This is a genomic window from Streptomyces viridosporus (assembly GCF_002078235.1).
GTDB lineage: Bacteria > Actinomycetota > Actinomycetes > Streptomycetales > Streptomycetaceae > Streptomyces > Streptomyces viridosporus.
In genome coordinates this window covers 1-14,312 of record NZ_MSGP01000395.1, presented here as the reverse complement: position 1 = coordinate 14,312, position 14,312 = coordinate 1, and the positions used below count along the sequence as shown (strand labels likewise).

Below are 14,312 nucleotides of genomic sequence, written 5' to 3'. Positions count from 1 at the left end.
CCCGGCCTTGTCGCCGGGGCCGCCGGTGGTGACCGGGGGCCCGCCGTCACTGCCCTCGGTGCCGACGCGGGCGCCGTCGCCGCCGTAGTTCATGTCGAGGGTGATGCCGATCACCGGGTGGGTCGCCCTGCCGGTGTCGATCAGTTCCTCGGCGACGCGCTTGCCCTGGTTGATGGGGATGGCGAAGCCGAGTCCTATCGAGCCGGCCTGCCCGCCGTCCGGGTCGGCTCCGCTGCCGGCGGAGCGGATGGCGGAGTTGATGCCGACCGCGCGGGCCTTGGAGTCGAGCAGGGGTCCGCCGGAGTTGCCGGGGTTGATCGGCGCGTCGGTCTGCAGGGCGTCCACGTACGACACGTCGCTGCCGTCGCCCTTCTCGCCGCCCGCGGTGATGGGCCGCTCCTTGGCGCTGATGATGCCGGAGGTCACGGTGCCGGCCAGGTCGAAGGGGGCGCCGATGGCCACGACGGGGTCGCCGACCTGCACGTTGTCGGAGTTGCCGAGGGGCAGGGGGGTGAGCCCCCGGACGCCCTTCACCTTCACGACGGCGAGGTCGTAACCGCTGTCCCGGCCGACGAGGGTCGCCTCGGCGGTGTCGCCGCTGTGGAAGGTCACCGTGATCTCGCCGTCGTCTCCGGCGGGCGCCACCACGTGGTCGTTGGTGAGGATGTGTCCGCGCGTGTCGAGCACGAATCCGGTGCCGGTGCCGCCCTCGCCGGAGCCGTTGACGTGCAGGGTGACGACGCTGGGCAGCGCCTGCGCGGCGATGCCGGCGACACTGCCCGGATCCCGGTCGGAGGACTCCCGGCCGGCCTGCGGCAGCTCGATGGCGCCGACCCCGCCGTTGCGCTCCAGATACGCGCCGACGATCCCGCCGAGACCCCCGCACACCAGCCCGAACACCAGCACGGCACCGAGGAGCGCCCTCCTGGTCCGCCCGCGCCGCCGCTTCTCGTGGCCGCTCTGCTGCAGCGGCGCGGCCGACGCGGCGGCCGCCCAGGGGTCGTAGCGGCGCCACGGGTCGGGAGCCGGGGCGTCCGCGTAGGGGGCCGCCGGGGCGTCCGGGTACGGGGCCGCCGGGGCCTCCGGGTGCGCCTGGGCCGGGATGGGCGGCGCCACGGGTGCCGGTGCGGGCGCCGTGCCGTGCGGCGCCGTGCTCCCGGCGGGCGGCGGTGCCGTGACCGCCATGCCGTGCGCGGGGGTGGCCGCCGGGTGCTGCACCGGCGGCGCGGGCGCCCAGGGGCCCGGCTCGCCGTACGGCGGGGTGCTGTACGGGTCGGGGTCGTGCAGGGGCTGGGGCTGCCCGGTCCCGGCGGGGTCGGCCGGTGCCGGGCGCGCGGCGGACGCCTCCGGCGCACCGGGCGTCCGGGACGGGTCCGGGGCGGGCGGCACGTCGGCGGGAGCGGTCTCGGCCCGCAGCGGCCGGTCCAGCTCGTAGTCGCCCTCGTGCGCGTCCCCGGCGTCGGCCCGTACCCGACCGGGCCGCGCCAGCTCGAAGTCCCCGTCGGGTCCTTCCGGACGCGCGGTCGGCCCCTCCCCCGGTGGGCCCGGCTTCCCCTCGTTCATGCTCTCCCCACAGCTGGACGCGGTACGGCTCTTCGGCGGTGACCGCGGATCGTCGGCTCCGTGGCTCCGTCCGCCTCCGCGCCGGAACCTGGCTCGGCACCCGGCTGCGTGGGCCTGGGCGTGCCACCTGGATTCAATCAGGTTCGCGCACCCGTGCGCAGGGAACGGGTCAGCGGGCCGTGCGGGAGGAGGCGGTGGGCGACGGGACCGACGGCGTGCCGACGGCGGGGCCGGCGGTGAGGAGACCGGGGTTCATGAGCCCGGAGAAGTCGGCCCAGGCGGTCAGGGTGAGCGGCGGGGCCGATTCGAGCGGCCGTATCAGCGGGGACAGCGTGGCGGCGCCGGCCGTCATCGGTGTGTTCGGGAGGTCCTGGCGGCCGGCGGGGGGCGGGACGACACCGGGCAGCAGCGGCGCGGAGACCCCGGTCGGGGCGACCGGGGCGTCCCCGAGGACGCTCTGGCCCTGCAACTGGCCGAGCAGCGGTCCGGTGCCTCGGCGGCGCTGCTCGGGCGCCGTGGGCACGCCCGCGCCCTGGGTGCGCATCGGCGTCACGTTGCTGCCTTTCCCCGAGCCGCGCGCCTCCGTGTCGGGGGGCGTGCTCAGGGTGACCCCGCCGAGCGCGATCGCGGCCAGGGAGACCGCCCCGGCGGCGACGAACGCGAACCGCAGCCCGCGCGAGGACGGCCGGTCGGTCGTCTCCTGGCGGCCGACCTCGTGGATGCGGAAGCCACGGTCCGCCGGCGCCGGGGTGTGCCGCCGCGCCGGCGCGTAGGCGAACTCGAAGCGCTCGCTCCGTCTGCTCCCGAAGACCCCGGAGGCCGCGTCGGACCGCCCGGGCGGGACGCCCGGCAGTCCTCCCCCGGCCGACGGGCCGCCGCCGAGGTCGCCTCCGGCCGGAAGCCCCTGGAGGCGGGCCAGGAAGCTCTCGGAGGGGGGCGGCGGGGCCGCCTGCGCGAAGACGTCCTTCAGACGGCGCTGCGCGTCCACCTCCGTCTTGCACTTCGCGCAGGTGGCCACGTGCGCCAGTACGCGCTCGCGCGCGTCATGACCGAGCTCTCCGTCCACCAGGGCGGAGAGTCGGTCTCCCAGGTGCTGTTCTGCGAGGTGTCCCTCGGCAGACTTCGGCCGTGAACCGCTCACGCGCTCGCGCCTCCTCCTCCCAGTGCGGGAACACGCGACACGAAGGAGCGGCGCTCCGCGCGCGCCTGGGGCGAGCGGTGCGCGAGGGCCTTGCGCAGCTGGGAGCGGCCGCGGTGGATCCGGGACCGGACCGTGCCGAGCTTGACGCCGAGGGTCGCGGCGATCTCCTCGTACGACAGTCCTTCGATGTCGCACAGGACGACCGCGGCGCGGAACTCGGGGGCCAGGGTGTCGAGGGCCTGCTGGACGTCCGCGTCGAAGTGGGCGTCGTTGAAGACCTGCTGGGGCGTGGGCTCCTTGCTGGCCAGCCGCTCGGCCGCGTCGTCGCCGAGCGCGTCGAAGCGGATGCGCTGCTTGCGTCGGACCATGTCCAGGAAGAGGTTGGTGGTGATGCGGTGCAGCCAGCCCTCGAAGGTGCCGGGCGTGTAGGTCGACAGGGAGCGGAAGACGCGCACGAAGACCTCCTGGGTGAGGTCCTCGGCGTCGTGCTGGTTGCCGGTGAGGCGGTAGGCGAGCCGGTAGACGCGTCCGCTGTGCATGCTGACGATCTCCTCCCAGGTGGGCGGAGTCCACGTCTGCCCGTCCGCGTCGGTGGAGAAGGTCGCGGTCTGGGCGGGGCCGGTGGCGGAACCGGCGGCGTGGCTGTGGTCAGCAGCGGTGTCGTTCACGGATTTCGGCCTGCCCGCCGACCCGAGGAGGCGCCGCAGCGCTCCTCCGCGATCCACGGGTGCAGCCGCACCTCCTCTGTCGGCTCTGGTGGTGTCAAGCGGAGCCCCTACCATAGCCACCTCGCCCGTTAGCTCCGGATAAGCGGTTTTACGAGAATTTGATCTGGGCTGCCACGGGTCGTACGACTGCGTCGGCACTTGCTCGGCCCTCCCGCTCACCGCTCACCCCCCGTCATGGCGCACGCCACTTGCTCACTCCTTCAAACGACCGGTCCCATCTGCGGGTTCCCGGCGCCAACGGATACAGTCACGCAGCAGGCAACCATGGGGACAGGAGAGGGTCATTACCGCCAACCGGCAGACGAGCTGGGCGTTCGCCGACGCCTATGTCGCCGAGGACGAAGCGCTGCACTGGGCCCGGGACCGGGCCCGCGAGGCAGGGCTGCGCTCGGTGTCGCCCGGCACGGGCGCGGCCCTGCGGTTGCTCGCCGCCAGCGTGGACGCCAAGGCGGTCGCGGAGATCGGCACCGGCTGCGGCGTCTCCGGGATCCACCTGCTGCACGGGATGCGGCCGGACGGGGTGCTGACCACGGTCGACCAGGAGCCGGAGCACCAGCAGTCCGCCCGCCAGGCCTTCCGCACCGCCGGTTTCGCCGGCAACCGGGCCCGTTTCATCCCGGGCCGCGCCCTGGACGTCCTGCCCCGTCTCGCGGACGCCGGCTACGACCTGGTCTTCTGCGACGGCGACCGGCTGGAGTACCAGGACTACCTCGCTGAATCGTTGCGCCTGCTGCGCCCCGGAGGCCTGGTCGCCTTCGAGGGCCTCTTCGCGAACGGACGCACGGTGGACTCCGGACCGCAGCCGACGGAGGTGCTGCGGCTACGGGAACTGGTGCGGGCCGTCCGCGAGAGTCAGGAGCTGGTGTCGTCGCTGCTCCCCGTGGGGGACGGGCTCCTCTGCGCGGTGAAGCGGTGACGCGGTGACGTGGTGAAGCGCTGACGCGGTGACCTGGTGGAGAGGCAGTGCCCGGCGGCAGGGCGGGAGCGCGCCGGCGCCCCCGCACAAGCAGCCACCCCGGCACCATGTGCGGCACCGGGGCGGCTGAAAGGGTATGGTCGCTTGCGCGTCAGCCGACGACCTTCTTGAGGGCGTCGCCGAGCGCGTCGGCCTCGTCCGGGGTCAGCTCGACGACGAGTCGACCGCCGCCTTCGAGCGGAACGCGCATGACGATGCCCCGCCCCTCCTTGGTCACCTCGAGCGGGCCATCACCCGTCCGCGGCTTCATGGCCGCCATGCTCGTTCCCCTTCCTGAAACCCAGCTCAATCGTCCAGCCGACGTCCCGTGGGAGGGCACTGCGGTTCCTGAAGCAGGACACACGCCACCGGCATCGAACACATTGCTTCCAGGCCATTATCCCGCATCTCAGGACCCGATGACCAACATCGGTGGGCATCGCTTGGGCAACGCACGCGAGCAAAACCACCCAATTCGGCGATGTGACTGCGATACTGCGCCCTCGCACGGAGTTCCGTCGAACGAAAACGGAGGGGAATTCTTTGACGGAGGTCACACGTCGCCCGCGCACCACTGCCGGTGATCTCCGTCATGCTGTCCTGCAGACAGGGACCTACTCGCCGGTAGGCCCCGATTCCGCCACACGGAGGGGAAACACCATGGCCGACACCGTGCTCTACGAGGTGAGCGACGGACTCGCGACGATCACGCTGAACCGCCCGGAGGCGATGAACGCGTTGGACGTCGCGACGAAGGTCGCCCTCCGCGACGCGGTCCGTTCCGCCGCGGACGACGGCGCCGTACGGGCCGTGCTGCTGACCGCGGCCGGTGACCGGGCGTTCTGCGTGGGGCAGGACCTCAAGGAGCACATCGGGCTGCTGATCGAGGACCGGGAGACCGGTTCGGGGCAGACGATGAGCACGGTGCGCGAGCACTACAACCCGATCGTGAAGGCGCTGGCCGGGGCCCCGAAGCCGGTGGTCGCGGCGGTGAACGGGGTCGCGGCGGGCGCGGGCTTCGGCTTCGCGCTGGCGGCGGACTACCGGATCGTCGCGGACACGGCGGCCTTCAACACCTCCTTCGCCGGGGTCGCGCTGACCGCCGACTCCGGGATCTCCTGGACGCTGCCGCGGGTGATCGGCCCCGGGCGCGCCACCGACCTGCTGCTCTTCCCGCGCAGCATCTCGGCCCAGGAGGCGTACGAACTGGGGATCGCGAACCGGCTGGTCCCGGCGGCGGAGCTGCGCGCGGAGGCGGAGAAGGTGGCGCGGGCCCTGGCCGAGGGGCCGACGGTGGCGTACGCGGCGCTGAAGGAGTCCGTGGCGTTCGGGCTCGGCCACTCCCTGGAGGAGGCGCTGGAGAAGGAGGACGAGCTCCAGACCCGGGCGGGCCTCTCCGAGGACCACGCGATCGCGGTGCGGGCGTTCGTGAACAAGGAGAAGCCGAAGTACCTGGGCCGCTGAGCACGGGCGGGGCGAGCGGGCGGGACGGACGCGCGGGCCGCGGGTCCCGCTCAGCCCCGTCTCGCCACGCAGCTCTCCAGGTGGTCGTCGACCAGTCCGCAGGCCTGCATCAGCGCGTACGCCGTGGTCGGGCCGACGAAGCGCAGGCCGCGCTTCTTCAGCGCCTTGGACAGGGCCGTCGACTCCGGGGTCACCGCGGGCACGTCGGCGAGGGTCTTCGGGGCCGGGCGGCCGGCCGGGTCGGGGGCGTGGGACCAGATCAGGGCGTCCAGGTCGCCGGGCGCCCACCCGGCCAGCACGCGCGCGTTGGCCAGGGTCGCGTCGATCTTGGCGCGATTGCGGATGATGCCGGTGTCGGCCAGCAGGCGCTCGCGGTCCGCGTCGGTGAACTCCGCGACCGCGGCGATCTCGAAGCCGGCGAAGGCGGCGCGGAAGCCGGGGCGGCGGCGCAGGATGGTGATCCAGGACAGGCCGGACTGGAACGCCTCCAGGCTGAGGCGCTCGAAGAGGGCGTCGTCGCCGTGGACCGGGCGGCCCCACTCCTCGTCGTGGTAGGTGACGTAGTCCGGCGTGGACAGGGCCCAGGGGCAGCGCGGGGCGCCGTCCGGGCCGATGAGCGCGGCGCCCGCGCTCACTGCTGCTCGCCCTCCTCGCGCGGGGCGGGCTCGTCCGTGGAGGCGCGGGCCGCGGCGGCGCGGGCGCCGGCCAGCGCGGTCTCCAGGTCGGCGATGCGGGCGTCGCGCTCGGCGAGCTCGGCGCCGAGACGGCCGAGGGCGTCGTCCACCTCCGCCATCCGGTAGCCGCGCGCGGCGAGCGGGAAGCGCAGGTCGTCCACGTCCGCGCGGTGGACCGGGCGGTCCGGCGGCAGGGAGTCCAGGAGCCGTTCGGGGGCCGCCTCGGGCAGCGGGCCGTTCTCGCCGCCGCCCACCACGGCGAGGGTCACCGCGGCGACCACCACGGCGAGCGCGACGACCAGGAACAGGAACATAACCATCGCCGGGGCCCCCACGGTCGGATGAGTCGGAGTCGGATGTGTGGCTCCGATCGTGCCATGCGAGTCTGGCAGTCAGGGTCGCGGGCGGTCGGTGGATCGCCGACGGGCGGCCGCGGACGGGACGCACGGGAAGAGGTCACAGGGGATGCTCAGGCTGGGCAGGCGGGAATTCGGACCGCACGAGCCGGTGATCATGGCGATCGTGAACCGGACCCCGGACTCCTTCTACGACCAGGGCGCGACGTTCCTCGACGAACCCGCCCTCGCCCGTGTGGAGCAGGCCGTGGCGGAGGGCGCCGCGATCGTCGACATCGGCGGGGTGAAGGCCGGGCCGGGCGAGGATGTCACGGCCGAGGAGGAGGCCCGGCGGACGGTCGGCTTCGTCGCCGAGGTCCGGCGGCGCTTCCCGGACGTGGTGATCAGCGTGGACACCTGGCGGCACGAGGTCGGCGAGGCCGTGTGCGAGGCGGGGGCGGACGTGCTGAACGACGCCTGGGGCGGGGTCGATCCGCGGCTCGCGGAGGTCGCCGCGCGGTACGGCGCCGGGCTGGTGTGCACCCACACCGGGGGCGCGCGGCCGCGGACCCGACCGCACCGGGTGGCGTACGAGGACGTCATGGCCGACATCCTCGACGTGACCGTGGGGCTGGCGGAGCGGGCGGTGGCCCTGGGGGTGCCGCGGGAGTCGGTGATGATCGACCCCGGGCACGACTTCGGGAAGAACACGCGGCACAGCCTCGAGGCGACGCGGCGGCTGGGCGAGATGGTCGCCACCGGGTGGCCGGTGCTGGTGTCGCTGTCCAACAAGGACTTCGTCGGGGAGACGCTGGACAGGCCGGTGAAGGAGCGGGTGCTGGGGACGCTGGCGACGACGGCCGTGTCGGCGTGGCTGGGGGCGCGGGTGTACCGGGTGCACGAGGTCGCGGAGACGCGGCAGGTGCTGGACATGGTCGCGTCCATCGCCGGGCACCGGGAGCCGGCCGTGGCCCGGCGGGGGCTGGCGTAGGGGCGCCGTCGCCCCTACGGCCCCGGCCCGGGCCCGCCCACCGCCCGGCCCGGTGGGCGGAAGGGTGTCCGGCGCCCACGGCGCCGGCCGGTCGGGCGGGGGCCGGTCAGCGGCCCGCCTCCTTCGACACCAGGGCCACCGCCTCCTCCACGTCGTCCGTGACGTGGAAGAGGAGGAGGTCCTTCTCCGCCGCCTTGCCCTGGGCGATGACCGTGTGGTGCAGCCAGTCGACCAGGCCGCCCCAGTACTCCGTGCCGAACAGCACGATGGGGAAGCGGGTGACCTTCTGGGTCTGGACGAGGGTCAGCGCCTCGAAGAGTTCGTCGAGGGTGCCGAGGCCGCCGGGCAGGACCACGAAGCCCTGGGCGTACTTGACGAACATCATCTTGCGGACGAAGAAGTAACGGAAGTTCAGGCCGATGTCGACGTAGGGGTTGAGCCCCTGTTCGAAGGGCAGCTCGATGCCCAGGCCGACCGACACGCCCTCCGCCTCGAGCGCGCCCTTGTTGGCCGCCTCCATGGCCCCGGGGCCGCCTCCGGTGATCACCGCGAAGCCCGCCTCGACCAGGCCCCGGCCCAGGCGGACGCCGGTCTCGTACTCCCAGGAATCCACCGGTGTGCGCGCCGAGCCGAAGACGCTGATGGCGGGCGGGAGTTCGGCGAGCGCGCCGAAGCCCTCGATGAACTCCGACTGGATGCGCAGCACCCGCCAGGGGTCGGTGTGCACCCAGTCGCTGGGAGCGCGCTCGTCCAGCAGCCGCTGGTCGGTGGTGCTCGTCTGCACCTGGTCCCGCCTGCGGAGGACGGGGCCCAGCCGCTGCTCCTCCGGTGGCTGCTTCTTGCCCTCGGGGTTGCCGGTTGCCATGCGCGCTCCTCCCATGTGCCAGGTTGTTCCGCCTCAGCGTAGATCTACGCGGGTTACGTGCAGGGGACCTCAGCCTGTCCGTCACGCACCGGTGTAAACCACAGCCGGGTGATGCCGGGTCAGGCCGTCAGCCAGGACCGCAGGCGCTCCTCCCCCGCCAGGATCTTCGCGGTGTCCACGCGCTCGTCCCGCTTGTGCGCCAGATGGGGGTTGCCGGGGCCGTAGTTGACCGCCGGGACGCCCAGCGCCGAGAAGCGGGAGACGTCCGTCCAGCCGTACTTCGGCTGGGGCGTGCCGCCCACCGCCTCGATGAAGGCCGCCGCGGCCGGGTGGGACAGGCCGGGCAGCGCCGCGCCGCTGTGGTCGTCGACGATGAACTCGGCCACGCCGCAGTCCGCGAAGACCTCGCGGACGTGGGCCAGCGCCTCCTCCTCGCTCCGGTCGGGGGCGTAGCGGAAGTTGACGGTGACCACGCACGCGTCGGGGATGACGTTGCCGGCCACGCCGCCGGAGATGCCGACCGCGTTGAGGCCCTCGCGGTACTGGAGGCCGTCGATGACCGGGTTGCGGGGCTCGTAGGCGGCCAGGCGGGCGAGGATCGGGGCCGCCGCGTGGATCGCGTTGGAGCCCATCCAGCTCCGCGCGGAGTGGGCGCGCTCGCCGGTGGTCGTCAGCAGCACCCGCAGCGTGCCCTGGCAGCCGCCCTCCACCTGTCCGTCGGAGGGCTCCAGCAGCACCGCGAAGTCACCCTCGAGCCAGTCCGGGTGGGCCTCGGCCACGTGCCCCAGGCCGTTGAGGTCGGCGGAGACCTCCTCGTTGTCGTAGAAGACGAAGGTCAGGTCGCGGTTGGGGGCGGGGACCGTGGCGGCGAGGCGCAGCTGGACGGCCACACCGGCCTTCATGTCACAGGTGCCGCAGCCCCACAGCACGCCGTCGTCGTCGAGCCGGGAGGGGACGTTGTCCGCGATCGGGACCGTGTCGATGTGGCCGGCGAGGATCACGCGCTCCGGCCGCCCCAGACGCGTGCGGGCCACGACGTTGTTGCCGTGCCGGTCGACCGTGAGGTGCGGCAGTGCGCGCAGCGCGGTCTCGATGGCGTCCGCGAGCGGCTTCTCGGTGCCGCTCTCGGAGGGGAAGTCGACGAGCTGCGCGGTCAGGCGCGCGGCGTCCAGCGTGAGGTCAAGCGGGGTGTCGGCCATGGCCTCGACCCTAACGCGCCGGGGCCGGGCCCACTGTCCACACCTGGCTCACGGACCTCCGTACTCTCCAGTACCTTGTACGCGTGCCAGAGCCGTCCCTCCCTTCCAAGCGTCGCGGCCGCCTCTTCCGCTTCGGGGCGGCCTTCGTGGTGCTGCTCACGGTCGCCGGGTACCTCGCGGTGCGGTACGTCACCGGGGGCCCGGGCGCGCCGGGCTGCAGGGTCGTGTCCGCCAAGGGCGACGGGGCGACCTACGAGTTCACGCCCGAGCAGGCGGTGAACGCGGCGACGATCACCGCCGTGGGCACCGCGCGCGACCTGCCCGAACGGGCCGTGACGATCGCCCTGGCGACCGCGCTCCAGGAGTCCGCGCTGCGCAACATCGACTACGGCGACCGTGACTCGGTGGGCCTGTTCCAGCAGCGGCCCTCGCAGGGCTGGGGCACGCCGGAGGAGATCATGGACCCGGCGTACGCGGCGGAGAAGTTCTACGAGCACCTGGTGGAGGTGCCGGGCTACACCCGGCTGCCGCTCACCGTCGCCGCCCAGCGGGTGCAGCGCAGCGGTTTCCCGCAGGCGTACGCCAAGCACGAGCCGGACGCCACGCTGCTGGCCGCCGCCCTCACCGGGCGCTCGGCGGCCACGCTGACCTGCGACGGCCGTCCGGCCGCGACCCGGGCGGCGGGCGCGGACGCGGTGCGTGCCGCGCTGGTCCGGGACTTCGGGCGGGACGTGCTGGAGCCGGCCGGCGCGGAGGCGGGTGACGCGACGCCCTCGTCCGCCCCGGACGACCGGACCGCCTCCGGCGAGGGCACCGTGACGCTGCCGGTGCCCGCCGGGCCCGACGACGCCTCGCAGGACACCGAGGCCCGCGGCTGGCAGCTGGCGCACTGGGCCGTGGCCAACGCCTCCGCGCTGCACATAAAGCAGGTGTCGTACGGCGGACGCGAATGGACCGCCGGGAACACCGACAGCCGGTGGCGGCCGGTCGACGGCAAGGGCTCCGCGGACGCGGAGGACGGTGTGGACGCGGTCCGGATCACGACCGCGCAGTAGTACGGGAGGTCACCCTCGGGCGTCCTGTGCGCGGCGGGCCGTTGACGCCGTGCGGAGGGGGCCGCGTGACCGCCCCGCATCGGCGGGATCCCTTGGGGGCAAAGGGCTGCGGTCCGGCCGCGAGCCCGGGGCGGACCGCCCGGCCGAGTCCTGTTCGGCGCCTTTTGTCCGCCGCCGGCCGCCCGGCGCATTGCCGACTCTTTACGTCGTCCCGCCGCAACCTTCCCGGCCGTCGGACGGTAGTCACGGCAGGGCCCGAAGGCCGTCGGCCGACCGGCCGGCTCCGGGCCCTGCCGACACGTCACCGTTCTCTCCCGTCGAAGGAGCACCATGTCCCTCCCCCTGACCCGTCGGATCGCCCGTGCCGCGCTGATCGTCGCTGCGGGAGCGGCCGCCGGGGTCGGTGCGGCCGGTTCCGCCGGCGCGGCTCCCCAGCTGCCGGCCAACCCGAACCTCGGCGGGCTGACCGCCGCGGACGGGCTGACCGGCGACGCCGTGGGCAACGTGGCGCAGGGCGTCACCGAGACCGCGGGCAGCACCGGCAAGGTGGTGCCGAGCGCCGACCAGACCGTCAAGAAGACCGCCCCGGTGGTGAAGGAGCTGCCGACCAAGCCCCTCACCCAGGGCGGCGTGCCGGCGGCCAGGACCCTGCCGGCCCAGGACCTGCGGCTCGGCTGACCGGGCCGGCCCGAAACGCCGACGGGGCCCCGGGGTTCACCCCGGGGCCCCGTCGGCCGTCGTGTGCCGTGGGCGGGCGCGTCACGCCGACAGGCGCTCGACCGCCGCCCGCACCCGCTCGTCCGTGGCGGTCAGGGCGACGCGCACGAAGCGCTCGCCGGCCGGTCCGTAGAAGTCGCCCGGCGCGACCAGGACGCCGCGTTCGGCGAGGTGCGCGACCGTGTCCCAGCAGGACTCGTCGCGGGTCGCCCACAGGTAGAGGCCGGCCTCGCTGTGCTCGATGCGGAAGCCGTGGCCGAGCAGCGCCCCGCGCAGGGCGGTGCGCCGGGCCGCGTAGCGCTCGCGCTGGACGCGGACGTGCTCGTCGTCGCCCAGGGCCGCCACCACGGCGGCCTGCGTCGGCGCGGAGGTCATCATGCCGCCGTGCTTGCGGATCTCCAGCAGCGGACCGAGCACCGCCGGGTCGCCGGCCAGGAAGGCGGCGCGGTAGCCGGCCAGGTTGGACCGCTTGGACAGGGAGTGCACGGAGACGATGCCGTCGTGGGAGCCGCCGTTGACGTCCGGGTGCAGCACCGAGACCGGGTCGGCCTCCCAGCCCAGCTCGACGTAGCACTCGTCGGAGAGGACCAGGACGCCGTGCTCGCGGGCCCAGGCGACGGTCCGGGTCAGCTCCTCCTTGGACAGCACCCGGCCGGTGGGGTTGGACGGGGAGTTCAGCCAGAGCAGCTTCAGGCCCGCCGGGTCCAGCTCGGTCGGGTCGTCGTACGCCACGTGGTCCGCGCGGGCCAGGCGGGCGCCGACCTCGTACGTCGGGTAGGCCAGCCGGGGGAAGGCGACCTTGTCGCCGGGGCCGAGGCCCAGCTGGGTGGGGAGCCAGGCGACCAGTTCCTTGGAACCGACGACCGGCAGGACGTGGTGGTGGGTGATCCCGCGGGCGCCCAGGCGGCGCTCCACCCAGCGGGTGAGCGCGTCCCGCAGCTCCGGGGTGCCCCAGACCGTGGGGTAGCCCGGGGAGTCCGCCGCGGCGATCAGGGCCTTCTGGATCGGCTCGGGGACCGGGTCGACGGGGGTGCCGACCGAGAGGTCGACGATGCCGCCGGGGTGCGCGGCGGCCGTCTTCTTGTAGGGCGCCAGCTTGTCCCAGGGGAAGGCGGGCAGCCGGTCGGAGACTGCGGACACGGGTACGGGCTCACTTTCTGGTGCGGCGCGGGTGCGGCGCCGGCGCGGCACGGGAACGGCAAACGCCTCGGTCCCGTGCGGCGATCGGGCTGATCGGGCCGTACGGGACCGAGGCGGCGCGGAGTGCGCCGGCCGCTCAGGCCTGCGGCGGGAGCGCGGCGATGAAGGGGTGGTCGCGCTCGATCAGCCCCAGCTTGCTGGCGCCGCCGGGAGAGCCGAGCTCGTCGAAGAACTCGACGTTCGCCTTGTAGTAGTCCTTCCACTCCTCGGGAGTGTCGTCCTCGTAGAAAATGGCCTCGACCGGGCAGACCGGCTCACAGGCCCCGCAGTCGACGCATTCGTCCGGGTGGATGTACAAGGACCGCTGGCCCTCGTAGATGCAGTCGACCGGGCACTCCTCGATGCACGCCTTGTCCTTCACGTCGACACAAGGCTGCGCGATGACGTAGGTCACGCTGTCGTTCCTCCTCGATAGGGCGCTGGCGGGCCTCCTCAGGCTCCGCCGCCTGGCGCGCGGGAGCGCGGCGTCGTCGATGCCCGCCCCTAGTATCTCCGTTCTTGGGCATGATCCGAACAGGAGGGGTGAACCGACCCGTGGAAATCTCTGCAGCCGGGCGTCTCGAGGTCCGCATCACCCCTGCTGACGTGGGAAAACGGGTCTCGGTACGCAGCTTGATCGAATATGGTCCCACGGGTGAGAGGTTCACCGACACGGTCGGTGTTCTCACATCATGGGACAACGGTGTGCTGTGTCTCACACGCAGGGGCGGGGAGAGCGTGCGGATCGCGGAGTCCGCACTGGTCGCGGGCAAGGTGGTGCCGTCCGCTCCGGCACGCCGCCGGGGCCCGGCCGCCTCGTACGAGGAGCTGGCGCGGGTCGCCGCGCGGGCCTGGCGGCCCCTGGAGAGCGAGCGGCTGGGCGACTGGGAGCTGCGCGCCGCCGGCGGATTCACGCGGCGCGCCAACTCCGTGCTGCCGCTCGGCGATCCGGGCGTGCCGCTCGACGAGGCGCTGACGGCCGTGCGCCGCTGGTACGCCGAACGGGGGCTGCCTGCTTACGTCCAGACCGCGACCGGCGCCGAGGGCGCTCAGGAGCCGCTGTGCGCGGAGCTGGAGCGGCGGGGCTGGGTGCGGGAGGTGACCGCCGAGCTGTGGACCGGCGGGCTGGCGCCGGTCGCCGACCTGGGCGCGGAGCCGTCCGGGGTCGTGCTGGCGCGGGAGGCCGACGCGGCGTGGCTGGCGCGGTACCGGCGCAAGGGGGTGAGCGAGGTCGCCCTGCGGGTGCTGGAGAGCGGTCCCTCGGTGTGGTTCGCGACGGTGCCCGGTGACGGCGCCCCGGCCGCCATCGGGCGGTGCGTCGTGGACGGGCGGTGGGCCGGGTTCGCAGCGGTCGAGGTGGATCCGGCGCGGCGGCGGCAGGGGCTCGCGACCGCCGTGATGGCCGCGCTGGCCCGGCGGGCGCTGGCCGAGGGCGCCTCGGCGGCC

At 74.0% G+C, this 14,312-nt stretch carries 16 protein-coding genes; 6 read left to right on the top strand and 10 right to left on the bottom strand.

Annotated features, from left to right (window positions below):
• From B7L92_RS26600 to sigE, 3 genes are all read right to left on the bottom strand, one after another.
• The coding region (locus B7L92_RS26600) for a S1C family serine protease (RefSeq protein ID WP_081239920.1) at positions 1–1,563 on the bottom strand (1,563 nt) is incomplete at its 3' end.
• A 169-nt stretch (positions 1,564–1,732) separates the two neighbouring features.
• Positions 1,733–2,704: an anti-sigma factor family protein gene (locus B7L92_RS26595; RefSeq protein WP_081239919.1), complete on the bottom strand. Its 972-nt coding sequence runs from the start codon at positions 2,702–2,704 to the stop codon at positions 1,733–1,735.
• Entirely contained in the window at positions 2,701–3,486 is a 786-nt protein-coding gene (gene sigE, locus B7L92_RS26590) for an RNA polymerase sigma factor SigE (RefSeq protein ID WP_171817464.1), read from the bottom strand. Before sigE ends, B7L92_RS26595 begins: the two co-directional genes overlap by 4 nt.
• 187 nt (positions 3,487–3,673) lie before the next feature.
• Here sigE and B7L92_RS26585 point away from each other — a divergent pair, with 187 nt between their 5' ends.
• Complete coding sequence (locus B7L92_RS26585; protein WP_078495359.1) at positions 3,674–4,348, top strand: O-methyltransferase; 675 nt, start codon at positions 3,674–3,676, stop codon at positions 4,346–4,348.
• 151 nt (positions 4,349–4,499) lie between these two features.
• Here B7L92_RS26585 and B7L92_RS26580 read toward each other — a convergent pair whose 3' ends face one another.
• On the bottom strand, positions 4,500–4,667 hold the full coding sequence (locus B7L92_RS26580; RefSeq protein ID WP_003966491.1) for a DUF3117 domain-containing protein: 168 nt from the start codon (positions 4,665–4,667) through the stop codon (positions 4,500–4,502).
• 380 nt (positions 4,668–5,047) lie between these two features.
• Here B7L92_RS26580 and chcB point away from each other — a divergent pair, with 380 nt between their 5' ends.
• A complete protein-coding gene (chcB, locus tag B7L92_RS26575) occupies positions 5,048–5,851 on the top strand; it encodes a 2-cyclohexenylcarbonyl CoA isomerase (RefSeq protein WP_081239917.1) in 804 nt (267 codons plus the stop codon).
• A 50-nt stretch (positions 5,852–5,901) separates the two neighbouring features.
• Here chcB and B7L92_RS26570 read toward each other — a convergent pair whose 3' ends face one another.
• Entirely contained in the window at positions 5,902–6,486 is a 585-nt protein-coding gene (locus B7L92_RS26570; RefSeq protein WP_004983738.1) for a DNA-3-methyladenine glycosylase I, read from the bottom strand.
• Entirely contained in the window at positions 6,483–6,845 is a 363-nt protein-coding gene (locus B7L92_RS26565) for a DivIVA domain-containing protein (RefSeq protein ID WP_081239916.1), read from the bottom strand. Before B7L92_RS26565 ends, B7L92_RS26570 begins: the two co-directional genes overlap by 4 nt.
• Before the next feature lie 145 nt (positions 6,846–6,990).
• On the opposite strand from B7L92_RS26565, the gene folP reads away from it, so the two are divergent.
• Positions 6,991–7,851, top strand: a complete 861-nt coding sequence (gene folP, locus B7L92_RS26560) for a dihydropteroate synthase (protein ID WP_081239915.1) — start codon at positions 6,991–6,993, stop codon at positions 7,849–7,851.
• Positions 7,852–7,957: 106 nt separating this feature from the next.
• On the opposite strand, the gene B7L92_RS26555 is transcribed toward folP, so the two are convergent.
• Together B7L92_RS26555 and dapE are read right to left on the bottom strand one after the other, a co-directional pair.
• Positions 7,958–8,716, bottom strand: a complete 759-nt coding sequence (locus B7L92_RS26555; protein WP_081239914.1) for an LOG family protein — start codon at positions 8,714–8,716, stop codon at positions 7,958–7,960.
• 119 nt (positions 8,717–8,835) lie between these two features.
• Entirely contained in the window at positions 8,836–9,915 is a 1,080-nt protein-coding gene (dapE, locus tag B7L92_RS26550) for a succinyl-diaminopimelate desuccinylase (protein WP_081239913.1), read from the bottom strand.
• Between the two features lie 83 nt (positions 9,916–9,998).
• Here dapE and B7L92_RS26545 point away from each other — a divergent pair, with 83 nt between their 5' ends.
• Positions 9,999–10,970, top strand: a complete 972-nt coding sequence (locus tag B7L92_RS26545; protein ID WP_081239912.1) for a VldE C-terminal domain-containing protein — start codon at positions 9,999–10,001, stop codon at positions 10,968–10,970.
• Positions 10,971–11,300: 330 nt separating this feature from the next.
• The gene (locus B7L92_RS26540) at positions 11,301–11,648 is read left to right on the top strand and encodes an ATP-binding protein (protein WP_081239911.1); all 348 of its coding nucleotides are present in this window, start codon (positions 11,301–11,303) and stop codon (positions 11,646–11,648) included.
• 81 nt (positions 11,649–11,729) lie between these two features.
• Here the strand turns inward: B7L92_RS26540 and B7L92_RS26535 are convergent, their stop codons facing one another.
• Entirely contained in the window at positions 11,730–12,827 is a 1,098-nt protein-coding gene (locus B7L92_RS26535) for a bifunctional succinyldiaminopimelate transaminase/glutamate-prephenate aminotransferase (RefSeq protein ID WP_081239910.1), read from the bottom strand.
• 136 nt (positions 12,828–12,963) lie between these two features.
• Positions 12,964–13,281, bottom strand: a complete 318-nt coding sequence (gene fdxA, locus B7L92_RS26530) for a ferredoxin (protein WP_004926152.1) — start codon at positions 13,279–13,281, stop codon at positions 12,964–12,966.
• A gap of 140 nt (positions 13,282–13,421) precedes the next feature.
• Here fdxA and B7L92_RS26525 point away from each other — a divergent pair.
• The coding region (locus tag B7L92_RS26525) for a GNAT family N-acetyltransferase (protein ID WP_081239921.1) at positions 13,422–14,312 on the top strand (891 nt) is incomplete at its 3' end.

What these genes read in the sequence shown, in the direction of transcription:
- sigE (WP_171817464.1), bottom strand. Translation starts at nt 3,486, where the DNA reads ATGGTAGGGGCTCCGCTTGACACCACCAGAGCCGACAGAGGAGGTGCG.
- B7L92_RS26580 (WP_003966491.1), bottom strand. Translation starts at nt 4,667, where the DNA reads ATGGCGGCCATGAAGCCGCGGACGGGTGATGGCCCGCTCGAGGTGACC.
- chcB (WP_081239917.1), top strand. Translation starts at nt 5,048, where the DNA reads ATGGCCGACACCGTGCTCTACGAGGTGAGCGACGGACTCGCGACGATC.
- B7L92_RS26565 (WP_081239916.1), bottom strand. Translation starts at nt 6,845, where the DNA reads ATGGTTATGTTCCTGTTCCTGGTCGTCGCGCTCGCCGTGGTGGTCGCC.
- folP (WP_081239915.1), top strand. Translation starts at nt 6,991, where the DNA reads ATGCTCAGGCTGGGCAGGCGGGAATTCGGACCGCACGAGCCGGTGATC.
- B7L92_RS26555 (WP_081239914.1), bottom strand. Translation starts at nt 8,716, where the DNA reads ATGGCAACCGGCAACCCCGAGGGCAAGAAGCAGCCACCGGAGGAGCAG.
- dapE (WP_081239913.1), bottom strand. Translation starts at nt 9,915, where the DNA reads ATGGCCGACACCCCGCTTGACCTCACGCTGGACGCCGCGCGCCTGACC.
- B7L92_RS26540 (WP_081239911.1), top strand. Translation starts at nt 11,301, where the DNA reads ATGTCCCTCCCCCTGACCCGTCGGATCGCCCGTGCCGCGCTGATCGTC.